Consider the following 24,340-nt stretch of genomic DNA (forward strand, 5'->3'; position numbering starts at 1 on the left):
ACTTCCGTGTCGCCACCACCATCCACGGTGTGGACGGGAGGCTTTGACCGGCGGGCGGCATCCTCAATTTCGTCTGGAGTTTCCGGGACCGGACCCGACCACCTCGCATAGCATCAAGGGTTCGGGATTCCTGAGCGCGAGGGCGGGCGTGGATGTACGAGGGGTTCGACGGGTTCGTCAAACTGCTGCAGGAACTGGTGCGGCGTCCACGGCGCGGCGAGACGCCGCCACAGCAGAGGGGCGCCAACCGGCGCTGGGGACTTCCGCTGCTGTGCTTGGTGCGGTCTGAGGACGCCGCTGACCTGCTGCGGGACATCAGGGTCTACCTGAAGAATTCGCGGCCGACCCCGATACCGCATGCGTTGTACGAGTTCGAACCGGACGCCGCCGCCGAGTCGGCGGCGGCTCCGGAAACCCCACGTGAACCGGTCACGGACGCCGACCTGGACAACGTGGCTGGTGCGTTGTTCGAGATAGCGAAGCAGTTGCTCGTCGGCCCCCACAAGAAGAACGGCCGGATCAGTTTTCGCCGGTTCGAAATGGTGCGGTGGTTGATGCGACAGCGGCTCGACCCCGAGCAGATGAGCCACGACGCCGAACTGTCCCGGCTGATCGAAGGGTTCGAGGCGAGCAGGAAAAGGCGGATCCCACCGCCGGAAAGCCTTCAACAGGAACTCCCGTGGTTCGCGCGGCTCACGATGTGGCTACTGCCGCCGCTGTGGTTCCGGCTGCGTTTGCGCGCCGGCGCACGCTACCGGTGGTTTCTCCGGCAGCCGTTCCTCGCGCCGAACGACCCGGGTACGTTCCTCGGGTTCGCACAGCGGATCACGGGCTGGCTCGGCGAAGGGCCCAGGCGCAAGGTCGACGGTGAGTCCAAGGAGGAGTTGCTCGGCCTGCTCGTGAACGCGTTCCTCGAGGACGTCCGTGCCGGCTACCGGCGGCGGCGTCCGCGCGGCGCCCGCCGGGTCGCGTACCCGGTGGTCATGCTCGATCGGATCACCAGACGAAACGGCGGCTACCGGCTCTTGGAGACCGTCAACCGGGTGCGCAACGAAACCGGGTTGTTCGACCCCGTGTTGTTCGTCAGTGCCAGCCGCAAGGTGCCACCGGACGCCTATCCGCCCGGCAGCACTCCGAGGAACCTGTGGGAGATGTCGCGGTCCAGTAGGGCGTACCAGTCCTGGCGGGACGACTTCCGGCGGGCGAGTCGCGAACGGCAGGACGCGGCCTGGTACCTGCCGATCCGCGGGACGATCGCCGAGGGCGGTGACCCGGCGGTGGCTCCATCCACGGACACCCTGGAGCTGCTGGCACCGCCGTTGTGGTCCCGTGCCGCCGTGCTGCCGACCGCGGCGGTGCTGGTCGTGGCGCTCGTCGCCGGTGGTCTCGTGTGGCTGGACTGGTTACGGGAGGAAAGCGAGCGCGCCTGGCAGGACCGGCATTGCGGTCTCGAGCGCACCGCCCCGTTCGCGGACTACCTGCTCACGATCGACGACGAGTGCATCGGCGTCAGCGCGGAACCCGTGCCGGTCTTCGAGGCCCCGGCCGAGCTGCGCGAGGTGCAGAAGGTGATCACGCGCCAGAACGCCGAGGCGGAGCGGTTGCGCGAGAAGCGCCCGGGGCGCAGGTTCATCAGCGTCGCCTACGTGTCCGAGATCAGTGCGGCCGCCGGCATCCAGCCCGCCGAGGTCGAACGGCTTCAGGGGATCGCGGCGCGGCAGCGGCGACAACTGGACGGCAACATCGCCGACCCACTGGTGCGGATCGTGTTCGTCAACGCGGGCCGGGAGATGCGGCACGGCCCCCGGGCAGCGGCCATGCTCGCGAAGCTGGCGGCGGAGGACCGGACCGTCGTCGGTGTCGTCGGGCTGGCGGTGAGCAGCCGTGCGACGGTGGAGACCATCAAGGCCCTCGGCGCCGCGGGGCTCCCGATGGTCGCCTCGTCGTTGACCGCGGACGGCATCCAGCGGGAGTCTCCGCTGTACTACCAGATCGCGCCCCAGAACCGGCGCGAGGCGCAGGTGGCGGTCCGATACGCCCGCGACGAACTGCACGTCACCGGTCCGGTGACGGTCGTGACCTCCTCGGACGAGGACGACCTGTACGCGAGCACGCTCGCCGGGGATGCGCGGGACGAGTTCACGCGCGCTGGTTTCGTCGTCCGGCTGCGGGTGTACACGCCGACGCCGGACGTGGCCACGCCGGACGAGCCGGAACCGCGCGAGGTCGGTCAGACGCTGTGCGGCGCGGGTGGCCTGGTCTTCTACGCGGGCAGGCCCGCCGACTTCGAGCAGATGCTGGACGGCGTCAACGGGGTCTGCAAGTCCGCGCCGCCGCGGATCCTCGCTGGTGACGACGTGTCCAGGTACGTCGCGAACAAGGATCAGCGGGAGCGCTTCCCGCAGATCCCGTTCGACTACTTCGCGCTGGCACCGGGCGGCCAGAACTGTTTCTCCGGCGGAGAACTCAGCAACACGCTGCGCGTGCTGTTCCCAGGCCGGTGCGCGCGGACCCGCGACTCGTTCCTCGCCGACGATGGTTCGACCGCGTACGACGCGCTCACCGTCGTCGTCGCCGCCGTGAACCAGTTGCGCGGAACCGTGGTCAGTCCAGGAGCGGTGTGGCACATGATCAGCGGGCTCACCGGGAGCAAACGCGTCGACGGCACGAGCGGGGTGATCGACTTCGGCCGGAACGGTGCGCAGGTCCCACTGGACAAGTTCTTGGCCGTCATGCGGGTGGACGGGCTCGGCGCCCCTGCCGTCCAGGGCACGTGCGGGGACATCCGCGACTCGGCCCCAGCCACGTGGTGCCCGTAACCTGCCGCAGCGAACACGGCACCCGCGCGACCGGTGCCAGGACATCAGCGGCGGGCAGGCGGTCCGGGGTCGTCAGCGCCTGGGCGTCGGTTCCGAGCATGACTCCAGCGTCCCGGCGCGCAGCGGCCCGGCAGGGCACCGCGGCACGGTTACCACACAGCGACCGTTCGGTGGCGCAACCGCCTCACTTCCGCACGCTTGCACGTACTCGAACAACGATGAAAGCGGTCCCGCTATCGTCCCGGCCGGAGAGGAGGCTCGGAATTCGATGCCGCGACGGTACGACATGAACAAATCACGTCTTCAGCCGAGGAAACGGACCTGCTCGCGTCGTAACGCAACGGCGAGATCCACAACATCGTCGTCGACGTCCCGGCGGCCACCCGGACGTCAGCAGCCCACCTCCAGTGTCCTGCTGGGCCGACCGGTCGCCTCGTCGAGGACGACGTCGACGGCCCCTTTCCGGGACAGGTGCACGCGCAACTCGTTCGTACCCACCCATTCCACGCGGGTGAGGGAGTCCACGTCGGAGTTGACGCAGCCGAGGTCCCACTCCCGTGTCGCCAGCCCGGTCCCGGCGAGGAGCCGCAGTTCCCACGTGGGGTCGATCACGTTCATGCCCCCGTAGACCACCAGCTCCCGGGCGTCGTCGTGCGACGGGTGGTGGCTGACTTCCTCGAGATCCTCGCGGAACGGGAGGGTCAGCATCGCGATCATGGCCCAGAACGCCGCGAGCACACCACACACGCCGGTCAGCACGAAGCGCCTCCAGGGGCGGAGGACGCCCAGCCACGCGGCGACCGCCAGCAACACGAGAGCGGCGGTGCCGAACAGGCCCGGCCGCCTGAGCCAGCCGAACACCACGAACGCACCCGGCCGCCACGCCCCGACCACGAGGGCCGCGACGAGCACCCCGGCGAGTACGGCCGCTCCGATCCACAACGGGTCGCGCCGCCGGGCGGCGGTCGATGTCTCGTCCATGCGGCCCGGATCGTAGCGCCTCGTCACCGCACCTCGGCGGTTTTCGACGCGCGATCGATCACGGCGGTGACCGGGTGTTCTCACGACCCGACGCGGCTGAGTGGGAACCCGACCGCGATTCTGCCCGCGTGGGCGATGGCCGCCCGGATCGCGGTGACGTGGGCGGCCCAGTCCTGGTCGAACTGAGTGGTGTCGGCGCGGCGCATGTTGGTGGTGCCCGCGAGCGCGATCTGCGCCGCTTCGTGTACGGACCGCCCTCGTTGAGCAGCCGGTACGCCTCTACCTGGTCGTCCTCCGCGGACGCGTCGACGATGGACACCTTGGGGGAAGTGGTGCAACGCGGCGGCCGATCCGTCCAGTGCCGCCTGTGCTGCGTTACGTACCGCGGCCCTGGGTTGTCGGCGAAGATGCCGAAAATCGCTGTCCGGTTGTCCTCGGCCGCGCGGTTGATGGCGCCGGCATGAGGAATTCGGTGACCGCGGCGGGGTCGTCTTCGTCACCGCCCGCGAAGGCGAACTCGGCCGCCGATCTCGTCCTGCTCCCAGTGGCACCGGTGCCCCGACCGGAAACGCCCCTCCGGCCAGCGGTTCCGGGCCGCTCCCGACGCGGCCGGCCAAGGTGGCCCGGGAACCCGCACCGTCGTCATCGTGGCCGGGATCGTGTTCGGGGCCGCGCTGGCGGTGTCGCCGATCGTGCCAATCGTGACTGCCGCCGCCGTCGGAACGCCCTGCGGGAGAGGCAGTTCTCACCAGTCGTCCGGTGGCCTGACGCCATCCAGCGAGTCCCGCCCCTTAACGCAGAGCGCGGGACTCGCTGGATGGTCAAACCGGGTCAGTCGAACAGGTTGTGCAGCCAGCCGATCGCGTCCTCCGCCTTGTGATGCGTGGTTGCGCCAATGCTTTCATAGTGGTGCTCGAGGAATTTCTTCGCACGGTTTGAGGCGACCATTCTGGCAATCTTCAGGCCCGGATGAGGGAGCGGGATCGCGCCAATGCCGGTAATCACATGGTTGACCATCGCCTTGCCGAGGGAGGTGTGGAACTCCTTGCTCTCCCACCCATATGCAAGACCGTTCGCCGCGGATGCTTCATATGCGGTGCCAATCGAAACAATTTTGAGACCGAGGCTGATATACTCCACTATTCTTGGTCTTTTGGTCATGCCAACGGTGGCGAGACCAAGGGCAAGATCGATCTTGCCGGCCCACTCAGATACTCCGTCGAAGTATTTTGACGCGTATACCGCGAGGTCATGGGGGCTCATGTGCTCGAAAAACCACGTGGCGAAGACCGAGGCGTCGCCGTGTGCGTCGGGGTCATCCGAGCAGAGGTCGGTGCCGGCATCACTGTGCTGCCGGGCCTTCGCCGCGCACCTCTCCGCCGCCAGTGCGGCTTCGGCGTCGGCGGCCTGGATGGCGATGATCCGTGCCTCGGTCGCCTCGGTCGCCGCCGTGGCGGCGTCCTGGCCGGCCTGGATGGCGGACGCGCGGGCGTTGTTCGCCGAGACCTGGGCGTTGCGGGCGTAGCTGACCGCCTGGTCCGCGGAGTCATATGCGCACAACATCGAGTAGTTCGCCGAGCGTCGAGCCTTGTTCGCGACAGCGGCCGCGGCCGCCGCCTGGTCGGCGGAGCGCTTGGCGTCCGCGGCGGACTGCTCGGCGGCGGCGGCGTTGTTCGCGGCTTCGGTGGCGGACTGGTTGGCGTCCGCCGCGTACCCGGCTGCCTTGTTCGCCCAGGTGACCGCTTCGTCGGCGGCCTGTCGGGCTTCCGCGGCGGCCTTCGACGCAAGGGCCGCGTTCTCAAGCGCCTTCGAGGCGATCCGCGCCGCGTGCGCGATGGCCGCGCGGATCGCGGCGACGTGCGCGGCCCAGTCCTGGTCGAGCTGGGTGGTGTCGAACTTGGTACCGCCGACGAAGCCACGGCGCATGCTGATGGTACCGGCGAGCGCTACCTGCGCCGCTGCCCTGGTGTACGGGCCGCCCTCGTTGAGCAGCCGGTACGCCTCGACCTGGTCGTCCTCGGCCGACGCGGTGAAGATGTCCACCTTGAGGAAGTGGTGCAGCGCGGTCGCGGATCCGTCATCCAGTGCCGCTTGGGCGGCCGTGCGCACCGCGGTCCCGGGGTTGTCGGCCAGGAGGTTGTAGATCGCCACCCGGTTGTCCTCTGCCGCCGCGTTGATGGCGCCGGTCGTGAGGAATTCGGTTACCGCGGCCGGATCGTCGTTCTGCAGGACCTGGGCGGCGGAGGTGGCCAGCCGCGCCGTCGACACACTGGCGATGGTGGCCACGGATTCGACGTCGTCCTGCCGCTGCGACAGCGGCCGATCAGTGCGGAGCCAGTTCAGTACATCCTCGTCACTGCCGGCGTAGGCGAATTCCGCTGCCGATCTCGTCCAGCTTCTGGTGGCACCGGTCGTGATCAGTTTGAGTGCGGCCTGCCGGCCCACGGTGGCCGCCTGGCCGGTGTCGCCGCCGCGCAACGCGGTTTCGGCGGTGGCTATCAGGGTTCGGGTTTCCTCGTCGGTGAGGGCACTTTGTGTTCGCTGCCGGAGGATCTTGTCCCGCCTGTCCGCCTCGGTCTGCGCGTCCAACCGGGCGAGTTCGATGGCGAGTTCCGTTTCCTCGGTCAGTTTGGTGGTTTCGGCCTCCCGCGCGGCCTGTTCGACGGCTCGTGCCTGATTGACCGTGTCCATGGCCAGGGTGGCGGCGGCGACGGCCTTCTGGGCGGCGGCGGTGGACCGGTTGGCGTAGTCGATCGCCTCACCGGCGTGGTTGGCGGCCTCCTCGGCGGCAGCCGCGGCGGCTTCCGCGTGGCTGGCCGCACTGTTGGCGGCATCGCGTGCGTTCGCGGCCGCGGTCGCGGCCTGGTTGGCGAAGGACCGTGCGGCGGAGGCCGCCCGGTTGGCGCGGTCCGCCGCGGCATTGGCCACGGCCGCGGCCCGGCGGGCCTCGTCTGCCTGGGCCTGGGCTACCCCGGCGGCTGCCGCGGCGTCGGCTGACGCGTTCGCCGCCGCTGCCGCGTCGTTGGCTGCTGCTGCCGCCGAGACGCAGGCTCCGACCGCGCTCCAGCTGGCGATCCGGGCCTGCTCGGCGGCACCCGCGGCATTACGTGCCTGCCCGGCGGCGTTGCGGGCGGCGACGGCGGCCTGTCGTGCGGCGGATGCCGCGCTCGCGTTCTTGGACGCGGAGATGGCCGCGTTGTAGGCGCGGGCAGCTGCCTGACCGGCTGCGGCGGTGGCGTGTGCGGCTGCCTGGGCGGCGTAGGCGGCGCGGCGTGCGGCCTGTTGTGCGGTGCGGGAGGCGCTGATCGCGGTGGTCGCGCAGGCGGCCGCGTTCTTCGCGGCGCGGGCGGCGGCGTTGGCCGCCTTCGCCGAGCGGCGCACGTCGTTCTGTGCTGCGCGGGCCTCGTCGAGTGCGGCGAGCGCGGCCGCCTTGGCGTTGGCCGCCGCTTCCTTCGCGGCGTTGGACAGGGCGACAGCCTGGTCGGTGCACTGCTGGGCGATGCGGCCTTCCCGTTTGACGATTCCGACCAGCTGCTCGATGGTGGCGGCCTCTTCGTCGCGGGCGCGCGCGATGTACTGGCCGGTGCGCAGGAACCAGTCGATCGCCCCAGGCGAACCGTCGTCGAGCGCGCGCTCGGCGTACAGCTTCACCTGCGGCGACGCGGTATTGAGCATGGCGAAGACGGCCACCCGGGCGTCCTCTTCCCATGCCGGGTACTGGCCCTCGTCGATGAACTCGGTGAACGCGGCCAGGGTATTGGTGTTCAGTGCGTTGGTGGCTGCCCGCTGCACCGCGGTCTCGCCGGTGTTCTTGATGGTCAGTACCTCGACCCGCTTGTCCTCGGTGACCGCGGCGTTGTAGCCCTCATTGAGGAACGCCGACATCGCGGCGCTGCCGCCATCCAGGGCGTTGCTGATCCCGGTGGTGGTCGCGCGGCCCGCGAAGGGCAGTGAGGCGAACAGCGCGAACCGGTGATCCTCGTCGATCGCCTGCGGAAGCCGGGTGTTCAGGAAATCCGTGATGTCCGCGTCAGAACCGGCCATGGCAGCCACCGCCTCGCGACGAACCGCCTTGCCGCCGATCTTGTACTGCCACAACGCCCGCCCTCGGGGTGTGTCCGGCAGACCCGCCACCGCCGGCTCGGCGTCGGCGAGTGCCGGGTATGCGGTGGCGAGTGAGACTCCGGCGGGCAGTGCGGTCAGCGCGGCGGCGCCACCGAACAACCGGAGTAACCGGCGTCTGTTCAGTTCGTTCGAAGACATCACGGTTTTCCTTTCTACGTGGAGGAAGAGCCTGTGGCCGCGGTCTCGATGGGCCTTGGAAACTGACGTTGCTCAGGCCGGTGCCGTACTGGATCTGGTCGAACCCGGCTGTGTTGATCGTCTTGGTGTAGGTCAGCGTGATCGCGCCGACCGGATCGACGGCCCCGGCGGGAGTGGCGGCGAGCGCCGCACTCCACGGATGCTTCATTCGGGTCTCCTCATGGCGAGAATCCCAGTGCTGGCGTGCCGGGAAGTGTTTGACGCGGAGCAGACGAGGACTGGTTCGCCTGCCGCCGCCCGCTCGAAGTCGGTGCGTGCCTGACCGGTCAGGCCGAGCCCGGCCGCGATGAGCCGGACCGTGTCGCGGCGGGGCCGGTTGACCCGGCCGTGCTCGAGGTCTCTGATCGCCCGGACGCTGACCATCGAACTGGCGGCCAGTTGCCGCTGGGTCCTGCCGAGGCTGTGCCGGTGGTTCCGCAGCAACTCGCTGAAACTGGTCTGATCCTGCAGCACGGGCATGCTGGCCAAGCAAGTCGACGGCGCTATCGCGGAGGCATCACGCGCGGCCGGACCGCGATAACCCCGTGATAACGGGCCAGTGCGCTCCGGCAGTTCCACGGCACGATCACCGATCCCGCTCACCGTGGACCCGGCCGCAGCACCGACCGCAGACACGTGTTCGACTCGCCGCTCGCTGACGCCCCGCTGATCGCGGTCGAGGAACTCGTGCTGTTCAGCCTGCCGCACCTGTTCAGCACAGACCTCTCCCAGCTGGTCGAGCGGGTCTTCACCCGGCTGCGCGACCAGCCCTGCTACCGGGCCCGTAGCGAGGCGGTGGAGGACGCCGCGCCGCACCACCTGGCCGGCGTGTTCACGAACGCCCGGGTGCTGCGCGGCGGCACGCGTCACACTGACCGACGAACGCGGCGAGTCGCTGACGCTGGAGCGCAGGCGCGATCCACCGGATTTACGCCGTCGTGCCGACCGCGGACACCTTCGACCCGCTGTCCACCATGCTCGGCCTGGGCATTTTCGATCGGGTCCACGTTTCCGAGCAGCCGAACGAGGCAGGCTGGAATGCGACTTGAGCGTCCTGCGTGAGGATCTCGATGCCACCGTGTTTCATGCCCAGACCGCGACCCAGCTACACACCGGTGCCCACGGCGCTTGCCCGTGCGATGGTCTCGGGGTCTCGCGTCCGCCAGTGGGGGATCGCCGCGCCCTCGAGACGGTGATCAGGCGTGGGCGCCTGGGGATGTCTTGAGTTTGGCGGCGAGGCGTTCGGGTTTGGGCCAGCGGACCTTGGACACCCAGCCGAGCTTCTCGAAGACCCAGACCAGCCGGGCGGAGATGTCGAGCTGGCCGCGGCGCACGCCGTGGCGGGCGCATGTGGGGTCGGCGTGGTGGGAGTTGTGCCAGGACTCGCCCATCGACGCGATCGCCAACGGCCAGAAGTTCGCGGCCTTGTCCCGGGCTTCGAAGGGGCGGTCGACCCGGACCAGGCTGGCCCAGAAGAACGCGGTCAGCGCACCCCACCACGACATCGTGATGAGTCCGCCGAGCACGGCGGGCGCGAGCAGGGTGACGACACCGATCATGGGATAGACCCCCGGTCTCCGAAATGATCACAGAGAGCAGGAGTGGGATCACCGCAGGCCAAGCTTTGCTGGGGGGCCTGTCGTTCGTCTGCGACAGGTGTCGGGCATGGGGCGGACCGTGCCGCGGGGAACGTCGCTTTCACATCCCGATGGGAGCTGCGTCGACGGTGAAAGTTCCGTCGGGGAACCGGTCGGCCAGCCGCTGCCGTTGTTGCTCAGCCTCGCTGCGGGTGAGAAACGCCCCGAAGACTTGGGGATCGGGAGCGATCATCTGGCCGATGACGACGTAGATGTATCGGTAACGCGTCCGGTCTTCGACAGGAGACTTCCCTGCGGTGGCGATGGCGTCGACGAGTTCGTCGATGGTGGCCATCGGGGTGCCCAAGCCGCCAGTCATGCCGTCGAGGGCAGTCTGCGCCCATCGAGGCTGGAGCGTGTGCGACCAGGGCGCGGTGCCCCTGGAGGGATCCGCGAAGTAGCTGGGCTCGCCGAGGTCGTGGTCCTCGTGCCATCCGACAGCCTGCGCGACGACGTAGTCGAACCCGCCGTCAGAGTCCAAGACGAAGTAGCGGGATCCCTGGTCGAACTCGTTGACCGAGGGATCGTAGTAGGTGATTTCAGGTGTCTCGCTGCGGATTCGGTCTTGCTCAGTGGGCGTCGCGCATCGGATGCGCAGTCCGTTGTAGTGGCTGCGGACCTTCATCACGGCGACTGCTTTGAAGAGCACGTCTATCCGGGTTTCGCCGTCGTGGCCTTCGCTACGCAACAACAACTGGCCGTGGCTGGGGGTGTAGTCCCACCAGGTGAAGTTCCGATCCGAGTGGTAGAGCTCCGCGCCCGCAAGGAGTTGCTCGCTGCGGTTGAGCCAGACATCGACCACCATGTCGCTGATTGTCCTAGATCGGCCTGCGCCAGATACTGGGTGGGCGCTGTGAGAGCGCCTGTGGTTCGGGGAGTCAGTCGGTTGAGTTCGGTCGGCCATGACCACCAGGAGAAGCTGCCCGGCGTGGTGGGTGCGGACCAGCGAGAACCGGTCCTGTGCGAGCGCGGTGAGCGACCGACAGCCCGTTCGCCGCCAGGCCCGGTACCCGGGCGACTCCTGCCATGGCCCGTAGGTGGTCCGGGTCGCGGTGCCGAAGTGCCCGTCGACGTACTGGGCGGCCGCGATATCGCCCAGCACTTCAGCGCGCCGGGTGGGCGAGCTGAAGTGCGTCGGCGAGGGCGGTGGCCGAGGTGGGTGGCTCGTCGAGCGTGTGGTCGATCAGACCTGCCAGGCGCGCGGGAACGGTGTCGAGACGTTCGCGTATGGCGACCGGTCGTTGGCGCAGCACGATCGCGATCGGGTCGGCGCGGGGAGGGAAGTCGTGTGGGGTCGTGCCGGTCAGCATCCAGTACAGGCAGGCGGTGATCGCCCACACGTCGACGTCTGGTGTGGCGTACTTGTAGTCCACGATCTGTTGTCGTGGCATGAACGCGATGCTGCCGCCCATCGCGCCGGTGAACGTGTGGCCGGACAGGCCGGCCTTGTCGAACGCCTTGGCCAGTCCGAAGTCTGCGATCTTCAGGCCCGTCTCGGCGAGCAGCAGGTTCTGCGGCTTGATGTCGCGGTGCACGAGGCCGTGCTCCGTGGTGGTCGTGCCGTCGGCGAGCCGGACCGGGACCGGCGCCTGGTGTGCGTACGCGAGCCCGTCGAGCGCCTGCAGCGCCAACGGCACGGCCTCCGACGGGGGAAGCCGGCCGCCACGGTGCCGCACGAGGTCCGCCACGCTGCCGCCCGCACAGTACTCGCACGTGAAGCAGAGCGGGTCGGCGAAACTGTCGCGAAACCGGACGATGTTGTCGTGCCGCAACGCCTTCGTGCAGTCGAGTTCGCGGACGAACGCGGTACGCGCCGCCGGGTCGATCTCGCCCTGTGCGGTGAGCGTCTTCACCGCGACGAGTTCGCCCGTCGTCGCGTGCCGCGCCAGGTGGACCACGCCTTGGCCGCCGCGGCCCAGCTCCCGGATGACCCGCAGGCCGGCGACGGGTTCCGCACGTACCTCGACCCGGATGGTCGTGTCTCCGGCGCGCAACTCGTCACCGTCCTTCAGTTCCTGGTCACCCGTCACACGGGCACCGTTGACGAACGTGCCGTTGCGACTGCCGAGATCCCGCACGGACAGCAACGGCGGATCGACGTCGAACGCGCAGTGCCTGCGCGAGACCTTCTCGTCGGTCGCGACCCGGATCGAGCACACCCGGTCGCGTCCGAGCACACCCGCCGCCGGTCCGGTGAACACGTGCTCGTCAGCGCCGACGAGCAGTGTCACGGACCAGGGCATCGGTCAGTCACCGCCCGGGAAGTCGAAGTCCCACGCCAGGCCCCACGCCCACATGGTCGAGTCGAAGTCGGTACTGGCCAGCAGCGTGCCGTCCCGGCTGAGTGTGACCTCGTGGATCTGGGCCCGGTGGCCCTCCAGGGTGCGCAGGCACTGTCCGGTTTGGACGTCCCAGATCCTGAGCAGGCGGTCGAAACCGCCGGTGACCACGAACGACCCGTCGGCGCTGAGCGCGTAGGCCGTGGGACTTTCCGGCATCGTCAGGACCTGGCGCGGCTTTCCGGTGGCCGTGTCCCACACGCGCAGGCCGTTCTCGTCACGCGTCGCGGCGAGGCGGTGGTCGCCGTCGAAGGCGATGAAGGTGTCGAGGCCCCCGGTGCTCACGTCGCTCCGGACCGAGTACCGCATCTTCCCGGTGTGCACGTCCCACGCGCCGACGAACAGACCGCTCGAGAGGAACAGGGTCTCGCCATCCGCGCTGAAGTCCAGCCGTTCATCGCTGGAGCGCGACGTGAGTGTCCATGCGGGACGGTCCGCGTCGGCCGGCCACAGGTGGACCTCGTTCTCGTTGCCGGGGCTGCCGAAATGGTTCGCTGTCGGATGGGTGCCGCCGCGGGTGGCGGCGTACCGGCCGTCCGGGCTGATCGCCACCGCGTCGACCCTGCCGCCGTGCGCGGCGAGTGTGCGCAGGATCGCGCCGGCCGGCAAGTTCCGCAGCCGCAGCGTACCGTTCTCGTCGCCGATCAGAATCCGGTCACCGTCCGGGTTGACCGCGAACGCGGTGATGTGGCCCGTTTCGTTGGTGAAGATGTGTTTGTGCAGGCTCGCCAGGTCCAGCTGCCGGATCGTGCCCGCGTTCGTCCGGACGGCGAGCAGCTGATCGGCTACGGCGAACTGGATGTCTTCGGGCTTGCCGCCTTCGCCGCGGTCGAAGACGTGCAACCGTTCCCCGCCCGCGAAGTCCCACACGTCCACTTCGCCCGTCCAACGGCCGGTGGCCACGACGAGGCCGTCCTTCCGCATGGCGAGCGTCGGCGGTTGGGTGAACACCCGCTTGCCGTCGAAGTGGTAGAGCGGGGACGCACTGAGCAACGCGGATCGTCGACCGTGTGCCCCGATCCGTGCCCACGCTGCCCGCAGGTCCGGGTGGCGGGCGAAGCCGGGCACCTGCTGCGCCGCTCGCAACGCCGTCGCCGCGGCGGCGAACCGGCTCCGTTCGGTGAGGTTCTCCGCCTCGGCCAGCCGTGCGCGGAACGCGTCTTCCGCGCTGGTGAGCTCGCGCGGGGCCCTCGGCCGTACGTAACACCAGGGTGCCTCGTAGCCTGCGGCAGGCAGGGACCGGAGCAGGACCCGGCCGCGGTCCGAGCCGAGCACCGCGACCCGGCCGTCCGCGCTGACAGCCGCGGCGTGACACTGGCGGTCCAAGAGTTCCACTCCGTCGAGCACGCGCAGACTGCGGCCGGTCGTCGGGTTCCACGCCTCGACCGGAACGCTGATGTCGCCCGCGGTCACCGCGGTCGGCCCGGCACCGGCGACCGCCAGCGCCGTGACGTCGCGCCACCGGTGCGGAACCTCACTGACCACGGTGGCCCGGCGGGCGTCCCACACCACGAGCGGTCCGTCCCACCATGCGACGACGGCGTACCTGGCGTCCGTCGACACGGCCGCCACGTCCATCGGCAGCGCCGCCCGTGCCGGTCCGGTCAACGTGGCCGTGCAGGACCCATCGAACACGTCCCACGAACGGACCGTACCGTCGCCGTCCGCGCCCTCGCCGCGGAACGACGCCGACACGGCCCGCCGACCGTCCCAGCTCAGCGCGAGCGACGTGATACCACCGGTGTGGCCCTGCAGCATGGCGACGTACTGGTCGTCGGGCGTCGCGACCACGATCAGGCCCTGGGTGTTGCCGGCCGCGACGTACCGGCCGTCACCGCTGACCGCGAGGGCGCGCACGTCACCTACCTTCATCAAGCCGCCCCGCGCCCGGCCGCGGCGCAGGTCCCACAGTTCGATGAAGCCGTCGCGCCGGACGGCCACGCCGAGCGTGCCCGCCGCGTCCATCCCGACGGCGTCGACCGTCGACCCGCGCCGGGCCAGGGTGTGATGCGCCCGCCGCCCGCGTTCGCCTGGTCTCCACAGCACCAGCCCGCCCTTGCGGTCCCCGGTCAGAACGACGCCGCCGTCGGCACTGGTCGCGACCGAGGACACGGTCACACCCAGGTAGGACTTCTTGGTGTGCTTCTCGTGCACCCGGTGGTCGGCATGGCGTCGCGGCTCGCGTTCGCGCCACGCGGTCAGTGCCGCCGCGACGTCCACCCCGTCCGGATCGGCGGCAGCAGCCTCCCGCAACAGTTCCCCGGCCAGGTCGTCCTCGTGCCGTTCCAACTGGACCGCGCCGAGCAGGAACGCACTGTGTGCGCTGGTATCGAGCGCACGGGCGGCTTCGACGCTCGAGACGAGCTCCTCACCAGTCTGCCGGCCCGTCCGCCACCGGTGCAGACCGAAGTTGTAGACCGACGGCAGGTGGTGCGGGTCGTTGCCGATCGCGTACCGCCACAGCTGCTCCGCCTCCTCGGCCCGGCCGAGGTCCAGGAGCGAGAGAGCCTGGTTGGACAGCCCGTCGGACAGCAGCCGTACCGGCTTCGGCGGGGGTCGTCCGTACGAGGCGGCGAGCACCTCGCCGTGCACCTCGGCGAGGGACGTCGCGAGCTCGTCGAACCGTGCCGGGCGGGCCGCCGGATCCGCGGCGAAGCACTGGCGCAGCAAGGCGACCACTGCGGGCGGGATCGTCAACCGGGCGTCCGCCAGCACCGTCTCCATGGCCTGCGCCGCGGCCTGGCCGTAATGGGATGGCCGCCGTCCGGCGAACATCTCCAGCACGGTCACGGCCCAGGACCATACGTCGGTGGCCGTGGTGAGACGAACGTCCGGATCACCCGCGGCGGCTGCCTGCTCGGGAGAGCAGTAGGCCGGCGTCAAGCCGCCGAAGCTGGCTGTCAGCGGGATGTCCGGGGGCCGCTCCGACTCGCCCGCGGCACGTGCTTTCGCCAGGCCGAAGTCGGTGACCTTGGCCGTGCCGTCGGCGTCGAGCATGATGTTCGCCGGCTTGACGTCCTGGTGGACGAGGCCCGCGTCATGCGCGTGCGCGAGGCCCCATGCCGACTGTACGGCGATGTCGAGCACACGGGCCAACGCCGCCCGGTCGCCGCCCGCGTAGAGCCCACCGGTGTGCACGGCCTCGGCGAGGCTGCCGCCGTCGACCCACTCGGCGAAGACCCGAGGCACGCCCTCGATGGTCCGCACGTAGGCACAGTTCACCGTGTGGGGGTGCAGGCCCAGCCCCACCCACGTGCCGGCTTCGGCCTCGAACAGCTCACGGCCCCGCGGCGTCGCGATCAGTGCGGGCCGCGGCGTCTTCACGGCCATGTCGACCTGCCAGCCGCGGTGCCGGACCCGGTGCACAACGCCCATGCCGCCGCTGTGCACCACGTCGAGCACCTCGTACAGGCCGAGTATCACCTCGCCGCGCGCCCACTCCATGGTTCAGTCGGCGAGCGCGACGAAGAACGGCGTGGCCAACAGCACGGTCATGCCGTCGTGCGCGTCGAGTTCCGGGTACGGGCTCGGCCCGTGCGCGAGCTTCTTGGCGAGGAACTCGACGTCCTGCTCGACGCCTCGCACCAGCCGGTTCGCGGTGTGGACGGAGGCGATCACGTCGGGCGGCGCTTCGTCATCGGCGATCGTCGCGGCGAGCCCGTCGAGCAGGCCGGGCATCGACGACGGCGCGAACACCTGGTCCGCGGGAGCGACCGTACCGAGCACGTGCCCGCTCGCCCCGCCCAACCCGACGATCGTCTGGTCGGTGCTGCCACCGAAGTACACCGCCTGCCCACCGGCAAGCGGCCCCCATCGCATGGTCAACCGGCCACGCACGTACTGACCCGGCTCGTCGACGGTGCCCACGTCGCAGAACTCGTCCACGTACCGCACCACCCGCTCGAGGCGTGCTACCCGATCCGCCTGAGCGTCCACCGATCGCTTGGCCGACAACAGAGGCAGACTCACACCCACCTCGGCGGACCGCTTGCGCGCGAACCCGGGATCGATTTGCGGCAACAGCATGTCGACCTTGGCATCGCTGATGTAGAGGTAGTACCTCAGAGACACCTCGAGCCCCCTCTCGACCGTTCCATCCTAGAAGGGTGGAGCAGGCAGTGTCGCTGGGTGTGGGGTTCGTCCGCGAGGGTCGTTCCTGGGATGGCACTGAGCTGGCGTACCGGTTGACCACCTCGTGCAGAACCGCGACGAGAAGGGAACGGCGCGTCCGCGACGGCACCACCCACGCTGCCCTCGTCTTCGACGGCGTCGACTGCCTCGGAGGGTGCCAGTTCGGCATCACCTGCTTCTTCACCGGCGATCGCGATCGCGATCGCGGCGGCGCCCTGGCCGAAATCGCCCGTCGCGACGGCGGACTCGTCGAGGGCTACCCCGAGGAGAACGACGACCGAACGCTGTGCGGCTTGTTCCTGCACACCGGGCCGATGGCGGCATCGAATCCACGGCTTCACCCGCACCGGCCGATCGCGCCGCACTGCTGGGTGGTGACCCGGTTCGTCGAGGCCGACATCGGTCAACACGGTCTTGGCCCGAGTGCCGTTCCGGGAATTGCCGGTCCCACGGCCAGCAGGGGCATGCTTGTCATAGCCGAGGTGGTCGGTGATCTCGCCGTCCAGGGCGGACTCCAGCAGCCGCTTAGTCAACTGCTGGAGCACACCGCCCTCACCAGTCAGCTTCAACCCACCAGACTTCGCCCGGCTCACCAACTGCTCAACAAGCCGCTCCTCCAGGCCATCCAGACCAGTCTCAGGCGTCGAGTGCTCAACGTTCTCCACGCCAGACATCACGGAAGTGTTGTGACCACGTGGGGAGGTCGCCCAGCCACATGGTCGGTCGCCAGGGTGTTCCGGTAGTGGCCCAGGATTTCCTGTTTGCCTGCCTCGGACTTGTAGATCACGACTCCAGCACCGCCTGCAGGTAGTCGAGAACCTGCCGCGTGTCGGCCAGGCCGCCCAGTACCACGACCTTCATGCGTGCTCGTTCCTCGTCGTACGTCGTCTTGAGGTGCGGGGGCTGGTCGGCCGGATGGGTGCGCATGGCCGTGAGCAGGGCGCTGACGCGGTGGGCGGTCTCGGGGCTGACGGCGTCGATCTCGACGATGCTCGACACGTCCACGTGTCGACGCCGGACCACCTCGGATGGGTCGACCACAGGTGCGCCGACGAACGACTCCAGGTCCTCGCGGGTGATGCGGTACTGCTTGCCGATGCGGACCGCGCGTAACCGGCCGTCGCGTAGGTAGCCGCGCACCGTGCGTACATGGAGGCCGAGTTGCTCGGCCACCTCCTCCGCCGAGTAGAGCTGTTTGGCCATGTTATTACCTTAATAGCCCTGTCAGGCGATGAGATACGACTGTTTGAGTAACGTTGGCTGAGTTCGGGTGGTGACCCTTGTCAATCGCGGGAAGGATCGTTTAACGTCCGGTTGACCGGTCAACCGTTCAAGTGGATGGACGCGCTGATGTTGGATCGCGGTAGTTCGGCCGCACCGCTGTACGCACAGGTGGCGCGGTTGCTGGCGGCGCAGATCGCCGGCGGTGAGTACGGCGCGGGCGACGTGTTGCCCAGCGAACCGGGCCTCGCCAAGGAACTGGGTGTCTCCCGGGCGACGATCGTCAAGGCGTTCGACACGTTGCACCGCGAAGGGCTGATCCAGCGGCGGCAGGGCCTGGGCACGTTCGTGGCGCCGCGACCGCAGCGGCGCAGCCTGTCCGAACTGACCAGCTTCAGCTCGGTGACCCGCTCCGACGACGGGGTCCCGTCGCACCGGCTGATCTCCTACACGGTGGTCGGCTGCGGAGACGAGCGCGACGACCTGCTCGGGGCGTTCCCGGCCTCGGCCGACGTGGTGGTGCTCGGCCGGGTCCGGTTCGTCGACGACGTGGCCGTCGGTTTCCACCGCACTGCCTTACCCGCCGACCTCGTCGAGGCGGCCGGGCTGTCGGAAAACGTCGTAGCGGCCGAGGATTTCTCGCTGTACCAGGCATTGGAGGCCGTCGGCCAGCGGCCGTGGTCGGCGGAGGAGTCGCTGCGCGCGGTGCCGTGCCCCGCGACGATCTGCGAACACCTCGCCGTGGGGGAGGGCGCGCCGCTCATGCAGGTGCGCCGCCTGTCGAAGAACCGCGCGGGCCAACTGATCGAAGCCGTGGACGCGTTCTACGTCGGCTCTCTGTACCAGTACCACACCGAACTCTCGTCACATCCGGTAAATGAGAAAGAAGGGCCCGCTCATGAGGTCAATGAGGACGATCGCGGCAGCCATGTCCGGGCTGTTGTTACTGAGCGCGTGCGGCGTGACGCCCGGCGAGGGTAGCGGCGGCGGGTCCACATCGGACAAGAAGGCGGCACTGGTCATCGCGCAGGGCGGTCTCGGCGACGAGGCGTACAACGACCTGGCGTACAAGGGTTTCAAGGCCGCCGCCGAGGAGAACGGGGTGGCGGGCAGGCCGATCGAGTCCAAGGACATCGTGGCCGAGGGCGAGCAGTTGGTGCGTACCGCGGCGGGCGCGGACTACGGCCTGATCGCGGACCTGGAGTTCTCCCACGCCGACATGCTCGGCAAGGTGGCGAAGGACTTCCCGAAGGTGCAGTTCGCCATCGTCAACGCGGTCGTCGAGGGCCCGAACGTGACCAGCGTGGTGTTCAAGGAGCACGAGGGCTCCTACCTGGCGGGCGTGCTGGCCGGGCTGATGACCAAGGCCGCGAACAACCAGAAGGTAAACGCCGACAACAGGATCGGCTTCGTCGGCGGCACCAAGAGCACGGGCATCGACAAGTTCCTGATCGGCTACATGGAGGGCGCGCGGTCGGTCAACCCGTCGGTCACGTTCGACATCAAGTACGCCGACTCGTTCGGTGACGCGGCCAAGGGCCAGCAGATCGCGAACCAGATGTACGCGAGCGGCACCGACATCGTCTACACGGTGGCGGGTGGCACCGGCGCGGGCGTGATCCAGTCCGCGAAGGACACCGGCCACTACGCGATCGGCGTCGACACCGACCAGGACGCCATCGCGAAGGGCTTCGTGCTCACCTCGGTGATCAAGCGGACCGACCTCGCCATGTCCAACCTGGTCAAGGACTTCGGCTCCGGCGAGCTGCAGGGCGGCGAGACGGTGTCCTACGGCCTCAAGGAGGACGGCGTCGGCCTGTCGGAGATGAAGCACACCAAGCAGGAGGTGCCCGCCGACGTGCTCGCGAAGGTCGACGCGGCCAAGGCCGACATCATCTCCGGCAAGGTGAAGGTCTGGGACGTCACCGAGCAGGGCTACCCGGACTGGGCCAAGTAGGGGTCACGATGAGCACGCCACGGTTGGGGGCCGACCGCATCACGCGCCGGTTCGGCTCGGTATCCGCTCTCACCGACGTCACCTTCTCGGCCATGGAACGGACCGTGCACGTGCTCCTCGGCGAGAACGGCGCGGGCAAGACGACGTTGATCCGGGCGCTGTCCGGGCTCGACCAGCCCGACGAGGGGTGGGTGGTCGACCGGGGCGAGCGGGTCCGGTTCAAGGGGCCGAAGGAGGCGTTCGCCACCGGCATCGCGGTGGTGCAACAGGAACTCGCGCTCAGCCCGGACCTGACGTTGCTGGAGAACCTGGTGCTCGGCGGCGAACCGGCGCGTGCCGGGGTGATCGACTGGCGGAAGGCCCGTGCGCGGGCCGAGGAGATCGCCGAGTCGATCAGCGCGAAGCTGCCGTGGCACCGGCGGGCGGGCGAGGTCGAGGTCGGCACCCAGCAACAGCTGGAGATCGTCCGCTGCCTGTACCGGGGCGCGGACACGCTGATCCTCGACGAGCCGTCCGCCGTGCTCGCCCCGGCGCAGATCGAGGGCCTGCTCCGGTTGCTGGCCGGGCTGCGCGACCAGGGCAACACGATCATCCTCATCACGCACAAACTGGAGGAGGCACTCGCGGTGGCCGACGACGTCACCGTCCTGCGCGGCGGCCGGGTGGTGCACGCGCAGGCCGCCGCCGGGCTCGACCGGTCCGCGCTGTCCCGCATGATCGTGGGGGAGGACCTGCGGCAGGTGCGTGCGCCGCGGGTCAGCGAGCCGGGCGAGCCGGTGCTGGAGGTCAGCGACCTGCAACTCGCGGGGCGGCAGCGTGCGGTGGGCCCGGTGAGCCTGGAGGTACGCGCGGGCGAAGTACTCGGCATCGCGGGCGTCGCGGGCAACGGCCAGGAGGACCTCGTCGAGGCCATCGTCGGCCTGCGGCCCGCCCGGGGCGGCACGATTCGCTTCCAGGGCAAGGACATCACGACGGTGTCGGTCGGCGACCGCCGTGCGGCGGGCATGGGCTACATCTCCGCGGACCGGCGGCACGAGGGTCTTTCGGTCACCGAACCGTTGGTGGACAACGTGATCATCGGCGCGCACCGGGAGGCGCCGGTCGCCCGGCGGGGCTGGCTCTCGCCCGGCGCGGCCCGCCGCCACACCGCCGAGATCCTCGGCCGGTTCCGGGTGCGGTACGGACAGGTCACCGACCCGGCGTCGCTGCTGTCCGGCGGCAACCAGCAGAAGGTCGTGTTCGGCCGGGAGATGAGCGCCGGTCCCCGGTTGCTCGTGGCGGCCCAGCCGACGCGCGGCGTCGACCTGCGTGGCATCAAGGAACTCCAGGAGACACTGCTGGCGGCCCGTGACGAGGGCACCGCGATCGTGTTGATGAGCCAGGAGCTCGACGAACTGATCACCTTGAGCGACCGCATCCTGGTGATGTTCCACGGCATGCCCGCGGGCACGTTCGACCCGGCGGACACCGACGCGCGCACCGCCATCGGGCGCGCCATGCTCGGCGAGAACAGCGGCACGGAGGTGGTTTCGTGACCACGCAGACCGAGACCGCGCCGACGCCGCTGGAACCCGCGTCCGCCCCAGGGACCCAACCGTCCCGGCTGCGGGCCGCGGGCGTGGCGGCGCTGCGGGCGCTGGCCCCGGTGCTGGTCGCACTGGTGATCGGCGCGCTCGTGTTGCAGTTGAGCGGAATCAACGCCCTCGCCACCTACCAGCTGATGTTCAGCAACGCGTTCGGCAACGTCGACGGGTTGGCGGGCACACTGACTTCGGCGACACCGCTGCTGTTCACCGGCGTCGCGACCGCGATCTCCTTCCGTGCCGGGGTGTTCAGCCTCGGCGCGGAGGCCGGGTTCGTGTTCGGCGGGCTGACCGCGGCCTGGCTCGCCGTCGCGGTGCCGGGGCCTGCCCCGGTGGTCATGGTGGTCGCCATGGCCGGGGCCGTGCTCGCGGGCGCGGTGTTCTCGTTGCCCGCCGCGGTGTTGAAGACCAAACTCGGCGTCGACGAGGTCGTGTCGACGCTGATGTTGACGTTCGTGGCGACCGGGCTGGTCGGCTGGATCGTCAACTCGTACCTGCTCGCGCCGGGACAGGCGAACTCCGCGACACAGGCGGTGCCGTTCTCGCTGCCCCGGCTGCTGCCGCCAGCCTCGCTGAACATCGGGTTCCTCATCGCGCTCGCGCTCGTGGCCGGGTATTGGGTGTTCCTGCGGCGCACCAGCGCGGGCGCCGAACTCCACCACGTCGGCGTCAACGGACGGTTCGCCGCCGCACAGGGGATCGGCGTGAACCGGGTGGTGCTGTGGGCGATGGTGGCCACCGGCGCCATCGCCGCGCTCGGCGGCGCCGTGCACGCGATGGGTGTCGTCGGCAGGTTCGTGGTCGACGGGTTCTCCGCCGACTACGGCTTCACCGGCATCGCCGTCGCGTTGCTGGCCAGGCGCAGCGCGTGGGGCCTCGTGCCCGCCGCGATCATGTTCGGCGCCTTCGCCAGCGCGGGCACCACCATCCAGCTGTTCGACAACATCCCGCTCGACATCGTGGACGTGTTGCAGGGCACGGTGATGGTGTTCGCGGTCGCCAGCTTCGCGCTGCACCTGCGCCGACGGAGGGCCGTCCGATGAGCACTGTCTTCACTTCGGCCCTGCTGCTGGTCGTCCCGTTGCTGTTCGCCGCGATCGGCGGGCTGGTGCACCGGGCGTCCGGCGTGGTCAACATCGGTCTGGAAGGCCAGATGCTGGGCGGGGCGCTGGTCAGCGTGCTGGTCAGCGGCTACACCGGAAGCTGGGTGCTCGGCATCCTGGCCGCCGTGGCCGCCGGTGGGATCACCGGGTTGCTGATGACCCTGGTGATCACCCGGTTGCGGGCCAACCCGATCATCGTGGGGCTCGGCGTCAACGTGCTGGTGGCGGGCATCATCGGCTTCGTACTGAAGTGGAAGCTCGGCGTGTCCGGCACGCTGCGCATCGACGGGCTGGACCGGGTGCCGCGCTGGCACATCGACGCGCTCGACGGCGTGCCGGTGTTGCGGGAGCTGGTCAACGGCAAGGACGTGCTGTTCGTGCTCGCCCTGGTGTTGATCCCGGCCACCGCGTGGATGCTGCGCAACACGGCGTTCGGGTTGCGGCTGCGGGCCGCGGGCGACGGTGAGGCCGCCGCCGCGAGCCTCGGGCTGAACGTGCCGATGCTGCGGGAGTTCTCCGGCCTGATCGCCGGGGTGTTCGCCGGGCTCGGCGGCGGTTACCTGGCGCTGGCCCAGGTCGGGCTGTTCAACGACCAGATGATCGCCGGTCGCGGGTTCATCGCGCTCGCCGCGTTCTACTTCGGCCGCAACCGTCCCGTCCCGACGGCGATCGCGTGCCTGATCTTCGCGTTCTTCGACGCGCTGCAGGGCAGTCTGCAGACCGGCACGTCGATCGGTCAGCTCCTCACCACGCTGCCCTACGTGATCGTCGTGGTCGCGCTGGCCTCCTCCGCCGCCCGGCAACGGGCCCGAGCACGAAAGCTGCCGGCATCATGAGCAAGACCGCACTGGTCCTCGTCGACGTCATCAACGACTTCTACGACCCGGCGGGACCCAACTACTACCCGCGCGTGACGCAGACACTCGAACCGTTGCGGCGGTTGCTGTTCACGGCGCGGGAGTCCGGTGCGCTGGTCGTGCACGCGGTGGAGCGGCACCGCGAGGGGGTGACGGACGCCGAGCAGCCGAAGCTGCCCGTGCACTGCCTGCAGGGGTCGTTCGAGGCGGCGTTCTTCGGCGGGTTCGAGCCGGTGAAGACCGAGGTGGTGGTGCCGAAACGGCGGTACTCCAGCTTCTTCGCCACCGACCTGGCCCTGGTGCTGCACGAACAACGGGTGACGCGGATCGTCGTCGCCGGCGTGAAGACCAACGTCTGCATCCGGGCCACGTGCCAGGACGGCTTCGCACACGGGTTCGAGGTCGTCGTCCCGCGCGAGGCGACCAACTCCAACCGTGAACACCTGGAAACCGCCTCGCTGGAGGACATCGAACGCTACTTCGGTTCGGTGACCACGCTGGACGAGGCGGCCCGGCTGCTGCGGGAGCACCCGTGACGGCGCGCTGTGTGGTGGTCGGGTACGCGGGCGTCGACTTCAAGTTCGCCACCGAGCCCTTCGGCGGTCCCGGCCACACCACCATCGTCCGGCATTCGTTGCACGGCGCGGGGGTGCTGCCGGGTGCAGCCGCCTACTTCGCGTTGGGGCTGGCCGGGAACGGGGTGTCGGTGGACCTCGTCTCGTGGGTCGGCGACGACGAGAACGGCACGCTGTTCGTCGAGCACCACCGCCGCGCGGGCGTGAACGTCGAGGGCGTGTCCCGGACGGGCACCCGCTCACCGGTCACCCACATGTTCTGGCCGGACGAGGGTGAACCGGTGGTGTTCTTCGACCCCGGCGACGTCGACCAGACGTTGACCGAGGTACAACGGGAACTGCTCGCGACGGCACCGGCGGTGCTCGTCGGCGTCGGACCCGAGACCGCGACCGCCGCCGCGCTCGACGTCATCCCGGACGACGCGCTCGTCATGTGGGCGGTCAAACGGGATCCGCTGTCGGTGCCGCCGGACCTGGCCGCCGCGCTGGCGGCTCGCGCCGACGTGATCTGCCACAGCGAAGCCGAAACCGACTTCCTGAACGACATCTGCGGGCTCGACCTCGACGCGCTCGCCGCGGCGGGCACGCTCGTGGTCGAGACCCGTGGCGCGCGAGGCGCCGCACTGCGCACGGACTACCGGCAAACGGTGGTGGCGGCCCCGAGGCCGGTGGCGGTCGAGGACACCACCGGCGCGGGCGACACCTTCGCCGCCGGGCTGATGGCCCGGCTGCCGCACCGCACCGATCTGGCCGCGATCGACCTGGAGGCCGCGGTCCTCGCCGCGTGCGCGGACGCGCACGCCCTGCTCCAGGCACGGACGAACGAGAGATGAGG

The 24,340-nt window shown here is 69.6% G+C and carries 17 protein-coding genes and 1 pseudogene; 8 read left to right on the forward strand and 10 right to left on the reverse strand.

Features of this window, described 5'->3' with window-relative positions:
- The first annotated feature begins 152 nt into the window (after nt 1-152).
- On the forward strand, nt 153-2,819 hold the full coding sequence (locus tag ACIBVP_RS43340) for a hypothetical protein (protein WP_396112396.1): 2,667 nt from the start codon (nt 153-155) through the stop codon (nt 2,817-2,819).
- A gap of 390 nt (nt 2,820-3,209) precedes the next feature.
- Here ACIBVP_RS43340 and ACIBVP_RS43345 read toward each other — a convergent pair whose 3' ends face one another.
- The 10 genes and pseudogenes from ACIBVP_RS43345 to ACIBVP_RS43390 all read right to left on the reverse strand — a co-directional run bounded on the left by ACIBVP_RS43345 (nt 3,210) and on the right by ACIBVP_RS43390 (nt 17,412).
- Entirely contained in the window at nt 3,210-3,800 is a 591-nt protein-coding gene (locus ACIBVP_RS43345) for a hypothetical protein (protein WP_396112397.1), read from the reverse strand.
- 831 nt (nt 3,801-4,631) lie between these two features.
- Nucleotides 4,632-8,063: an ALF repeat-containing protein gene (locus ACIBVP_RS43350; RefSeq protein ID WP_396112398.1), complete on the reverse strand. Its 3,432-nt coding sequence runs from the start codon at nt 8,061-8,063 to the stop codon at nt 4,632-4,634.
- A gap of 204 nt (nt 8,064-8,267) precedes the next feature.
- Nucleotides 8,268-8,972, reverse strand: coding sequence for a helix-turn-helix domain-containing protein (locus ACIBVP_RS43355; RefSeq protein WP_396112399.1), 705 nt, complete (start codon nt 8,970-8,972; stop codon nt 8,268-8,270).
- A gap of 326 nt (nt 8,973-9,298) precedes the next feature.
- Nucleotides 9,299-9,667 (reverse strand): annotated as a pseudogene (locus ACIBVP_RS43360) (acyl-CoA desaturase); the annotation flags it as partial.
- 133 nt (nt 9,668-9,800) lie between these two features.
- Nucleotides 9,801-10,544: a hypothetical protein gene (locus ACIBVP_RS43365; RefSeq protein ID WP_396112400.1), complete on the reverse strand. Its 744-nt coding sequence runs from the start codon at nt 10,542-10,544 to the stop codon at nt 9,801-9,803.
- Nucleotides 10,545-10,842: 298 nt separating this feature from the next.
- Nucleotides 10,843-11,982 carry a protein kinase gene (locus ACIBVP_RS43370; protein WP_396112401.1) on the reverse strand — a complete coding sequence of 380 codons (1,140 nt, stop codon included), beginning with the start codon at nt 11,980-11,982 and terminating at the stop codon, nt 10,843-10,845.
- A gap of 3 nt (nt 11,983-11,985) precedes the next feature.
- On the reverse strand, nt 11,986-15,522 hold the full coding sequence (locus ACIBVP_RS43375) for a protein kinase (protein ID WP_396112402.1): 3,537 nt from the start codon (nt 15,520-15,522) through the stop codon (nt 11,986-11,988).
- 3 nt (nt 15,523-15,525) lie between these two features.
- On the reverse strand, nt 15,526-16,149 hold the full coding sequence (locus ACIBVP_RS43380; RefSeq protein WP_396112403.1) for a DUF7019 family protein: 624 nt from the start codon (nt 16,147-16,149) through the stop codon (nt 15,526-15,528).
- The gene (locus tag ACIBVP_RS43385) at nt 16,140-16,883 is read right to left on the reverse strand and encodes a transposase (RefSeq protein ID WP_396112404.1); all 744 of its coding nucleotides are present in this window, start codon (nt 16,881-16,883) and stop codon (nt 16,140-16,142) included. The genes ACIBVP_RS43380 and ACIBVP_RS43385 overlap by 10 nt, the downstream gene beginning before the upstream one ends.
- A 109-nt stretch (nt 16,884-16,992) precedes the next feature.
- Nucleotides 16,993-17,412, reverse strand: a complete 420-nt coding sequence (locus ACIBVP_RS43390; protein WP_396112405.1) for a helix-turn-helix domain-containing protein — start codon at nt 17,410-17,412, stop codon at nt 16,993-16,995.
- 147 nt (nt 17,413-17,559) lie between these two features.
- Between ACIBVP_RS43390 and ACIBVP_RS43395 the strand changes: the two genes are divergently transcribed.
- From ACIBVP_RS43395 to ACIBVP_RS43425, 7 genes are read left to right on the forward strand one after another with little or no spacing between them, the layout of a single operon-like run.
- Entirely contained in the window at nt 17,560-18,411 is an 852-nt protein-coding gene (locus ACIBVP_RS43395; RefSeq protein WP_396112406.1) for a GntR family transcriptional regulator, read from the forward strand.
- Nucleotides 18,329-19,387, forward strand: coding sequence for a BMP family protein (locus ACIBVP_RS43400; protein WP_396112407.1), 1,059 nt, complete (start codon nt 18,329-18,331; stop codon nt 19,385-19,387). Before ACIBVP_RS43395 ends, ACIBVP_RS43400 begins: the two co-directional genes overlap by 83 nt.
- 8 nt (nt 19,388-19,395) lie before the next feature.
- Nucleotides 19,396-20,922 carry an ABC transporter ATP-binding protein gene (locus ACIBVP_RS43405; RefSeq protein ID WP_396112408.1) on the forward strand — a complete coding sequence of 509 codons (1,527 nt, stop codon included), beginning with the start codon at nt 19,396-19,398 and terminating at the stop codon, nt 20,920-20,922.
- Nucleotides 20,919-22,013 carry an ABC transporter permease gene (locus ACIBVP_RS43410; RefSeq protein WP_396112409.1) on the forward strand — a complete coding sequence of 365 codons (1,095 nt, stop codon included), beginning with the start codon at nt 20,919-20,921 and terminating at the stop codon, nt 22,011-22,013. The genes ACIBVP_RS43405 and ACIBVP_RS43410 overlap by 4 nt, the downstream gene beginning before the upstream one ends.
- The gene (locus ACIBVP_RS43415) at nt 22,010-22,909 is read left to right on the forward strand and encodes an ABC transporter permease (RefSeq protein ID WP_396112410.1); all 900 of its coding nucleotides are present in this window, start codon (nt 22,010-22,012) and stop codon (nt 22,907-22,909) included. Before ACIBVP_RS43410 ends, ACIBVP_RS43415 begins: the two co-directional genes overlap by 4 nt.
- The gene (locus ACIBVP_RS43420; protein WP_396112411.1) at nt 22,906-23,466 is read left to right on the forward strand and encodes a cysteine hydrolase family protein; all 561 of its coding nucleotides are present in this window, start codon (nt 22,906-22,908) and stop codon (nt 23,464-23,466) included. Before ACIBVP_RS43415 ends, ACIBVP_RS43420 begins: the two co-directional genes overlap by 4 nt.
- A complete protein-coding gene (locus ACIBVP_RS43425) occupies nt 23,463-24,338 on the forward strand; it encodes a carbohydrate kinase family protein (protein WP_396112412.1) in 876 nt (291 codons plus the stop codon). The genes ACIBVP_RS43420 and ACIBVP_RS43425 overlap by 4 nt, the downstream gene beginning before the upstream one ends.
- The last annotated feature ends 2 nt before the right edge of the window (nt 24,339-24,340 follow it).

Source organism: Actinophytocola sp. NPDC049390 (assembly GCF_044466355.1).
Classification (GTDB): Bacteria; Actinomycetota; Actinomycetes; order Mycobacteriales; family Pseudonocardiaceae; genus Actinophytocola.

Coding starts and splice junctions, on each gene's coding strand:
- ACIBVP_RS43365 (WP_396112400.1), bottom strand. CDS start 10,544: ATGGTGGTCGATGTCTGGCTCAACCGCAGCGAGCAACTCCTTGCGGGC.
- ACIBVP_RS43340 (WP_396112396.1), top strand. CDS start 153: ATGTACGAGGGGTTCGACGGGTTCGTCAAACTGCTGCAGGAACTGGTG.
- ACIBVP_RS43415 (WP_396112410.1), top strand. CDS start 22,010: ATGAGCACTGTCTTCACTTCGGCCCTGCTGCTGGTCGTCCCGTTGCTG.
- ACIBVP_RS43385 (WP_396112404.1), bottom strand. CDS start 16,883: ATGTCTGGCGTGGAGAACGTTGAGCACTCGACGCCTGAGACTGGTCTG.
- ACIBVP_RS43395 (WP_396112406.1), top strand. CDS start 17,560: ATGTTGGATCGCGGTAGTTCGGCCGCACCGCTGTACGCACAGGTGGCG.
- ACIBVP_RS43390 (WP_396112405.1), bottom strand. CDS start 17,412: ATGGCCAAACAGCTCTACTCGGCGGAGGAGGTGGCCGAGCAACTCGGC.
- ACIBVP_RS43370 (WP_396112401.1), bottom strand. CDS start 11,982: ATGCCCTGGTCCGTGACACTGCTCGTCGGCGCTGACGAGCACGTGTTC.
- ACIBVP_RS43405 (WP_396112408.1), top strand. CDS start 19,396: ATGAGCACGCCACGGTTGGGGGCCGACCGCATCACGCGCCGGTTCGGC.
- ACIBVP_RS43400 (WP_396112407.1), top strand. CDS start 18,329: ATGAGGTCAATGAGGACGATCGCGGCAGCCATGTCCGGGCTGTTGTTA.
- ACIBVP_RS43350 (WP_396112398.1), bottom strand. CDS start 8,063: ATGTCTTCGAACGAACTGAACAGACGCCGGTTACTCCGGTTGTTCGGT.
- ACIBVP_RS43375 (WP_396112402.1), bottom strand. CDS start 15,522: ATGGAGTGGGCGCGCGGCGAGGTGATACTCGGCCTGTACGAGGTGCTC.
- ACIBVP_RS43420 (WP_396112411.1), top strand. CDS start 22,906: ATGAGCAAGACCGCACTGGTCCTCGTCGACGTCATCAACGACTTCTAC.
- ACIBVP_RS43345 (WP_396112397.1), bottom strand. CDS start 3,800: ATGGACGAGACATCGACCGCCGCCCGGCGGCGCGACCCGTTGTGGATC.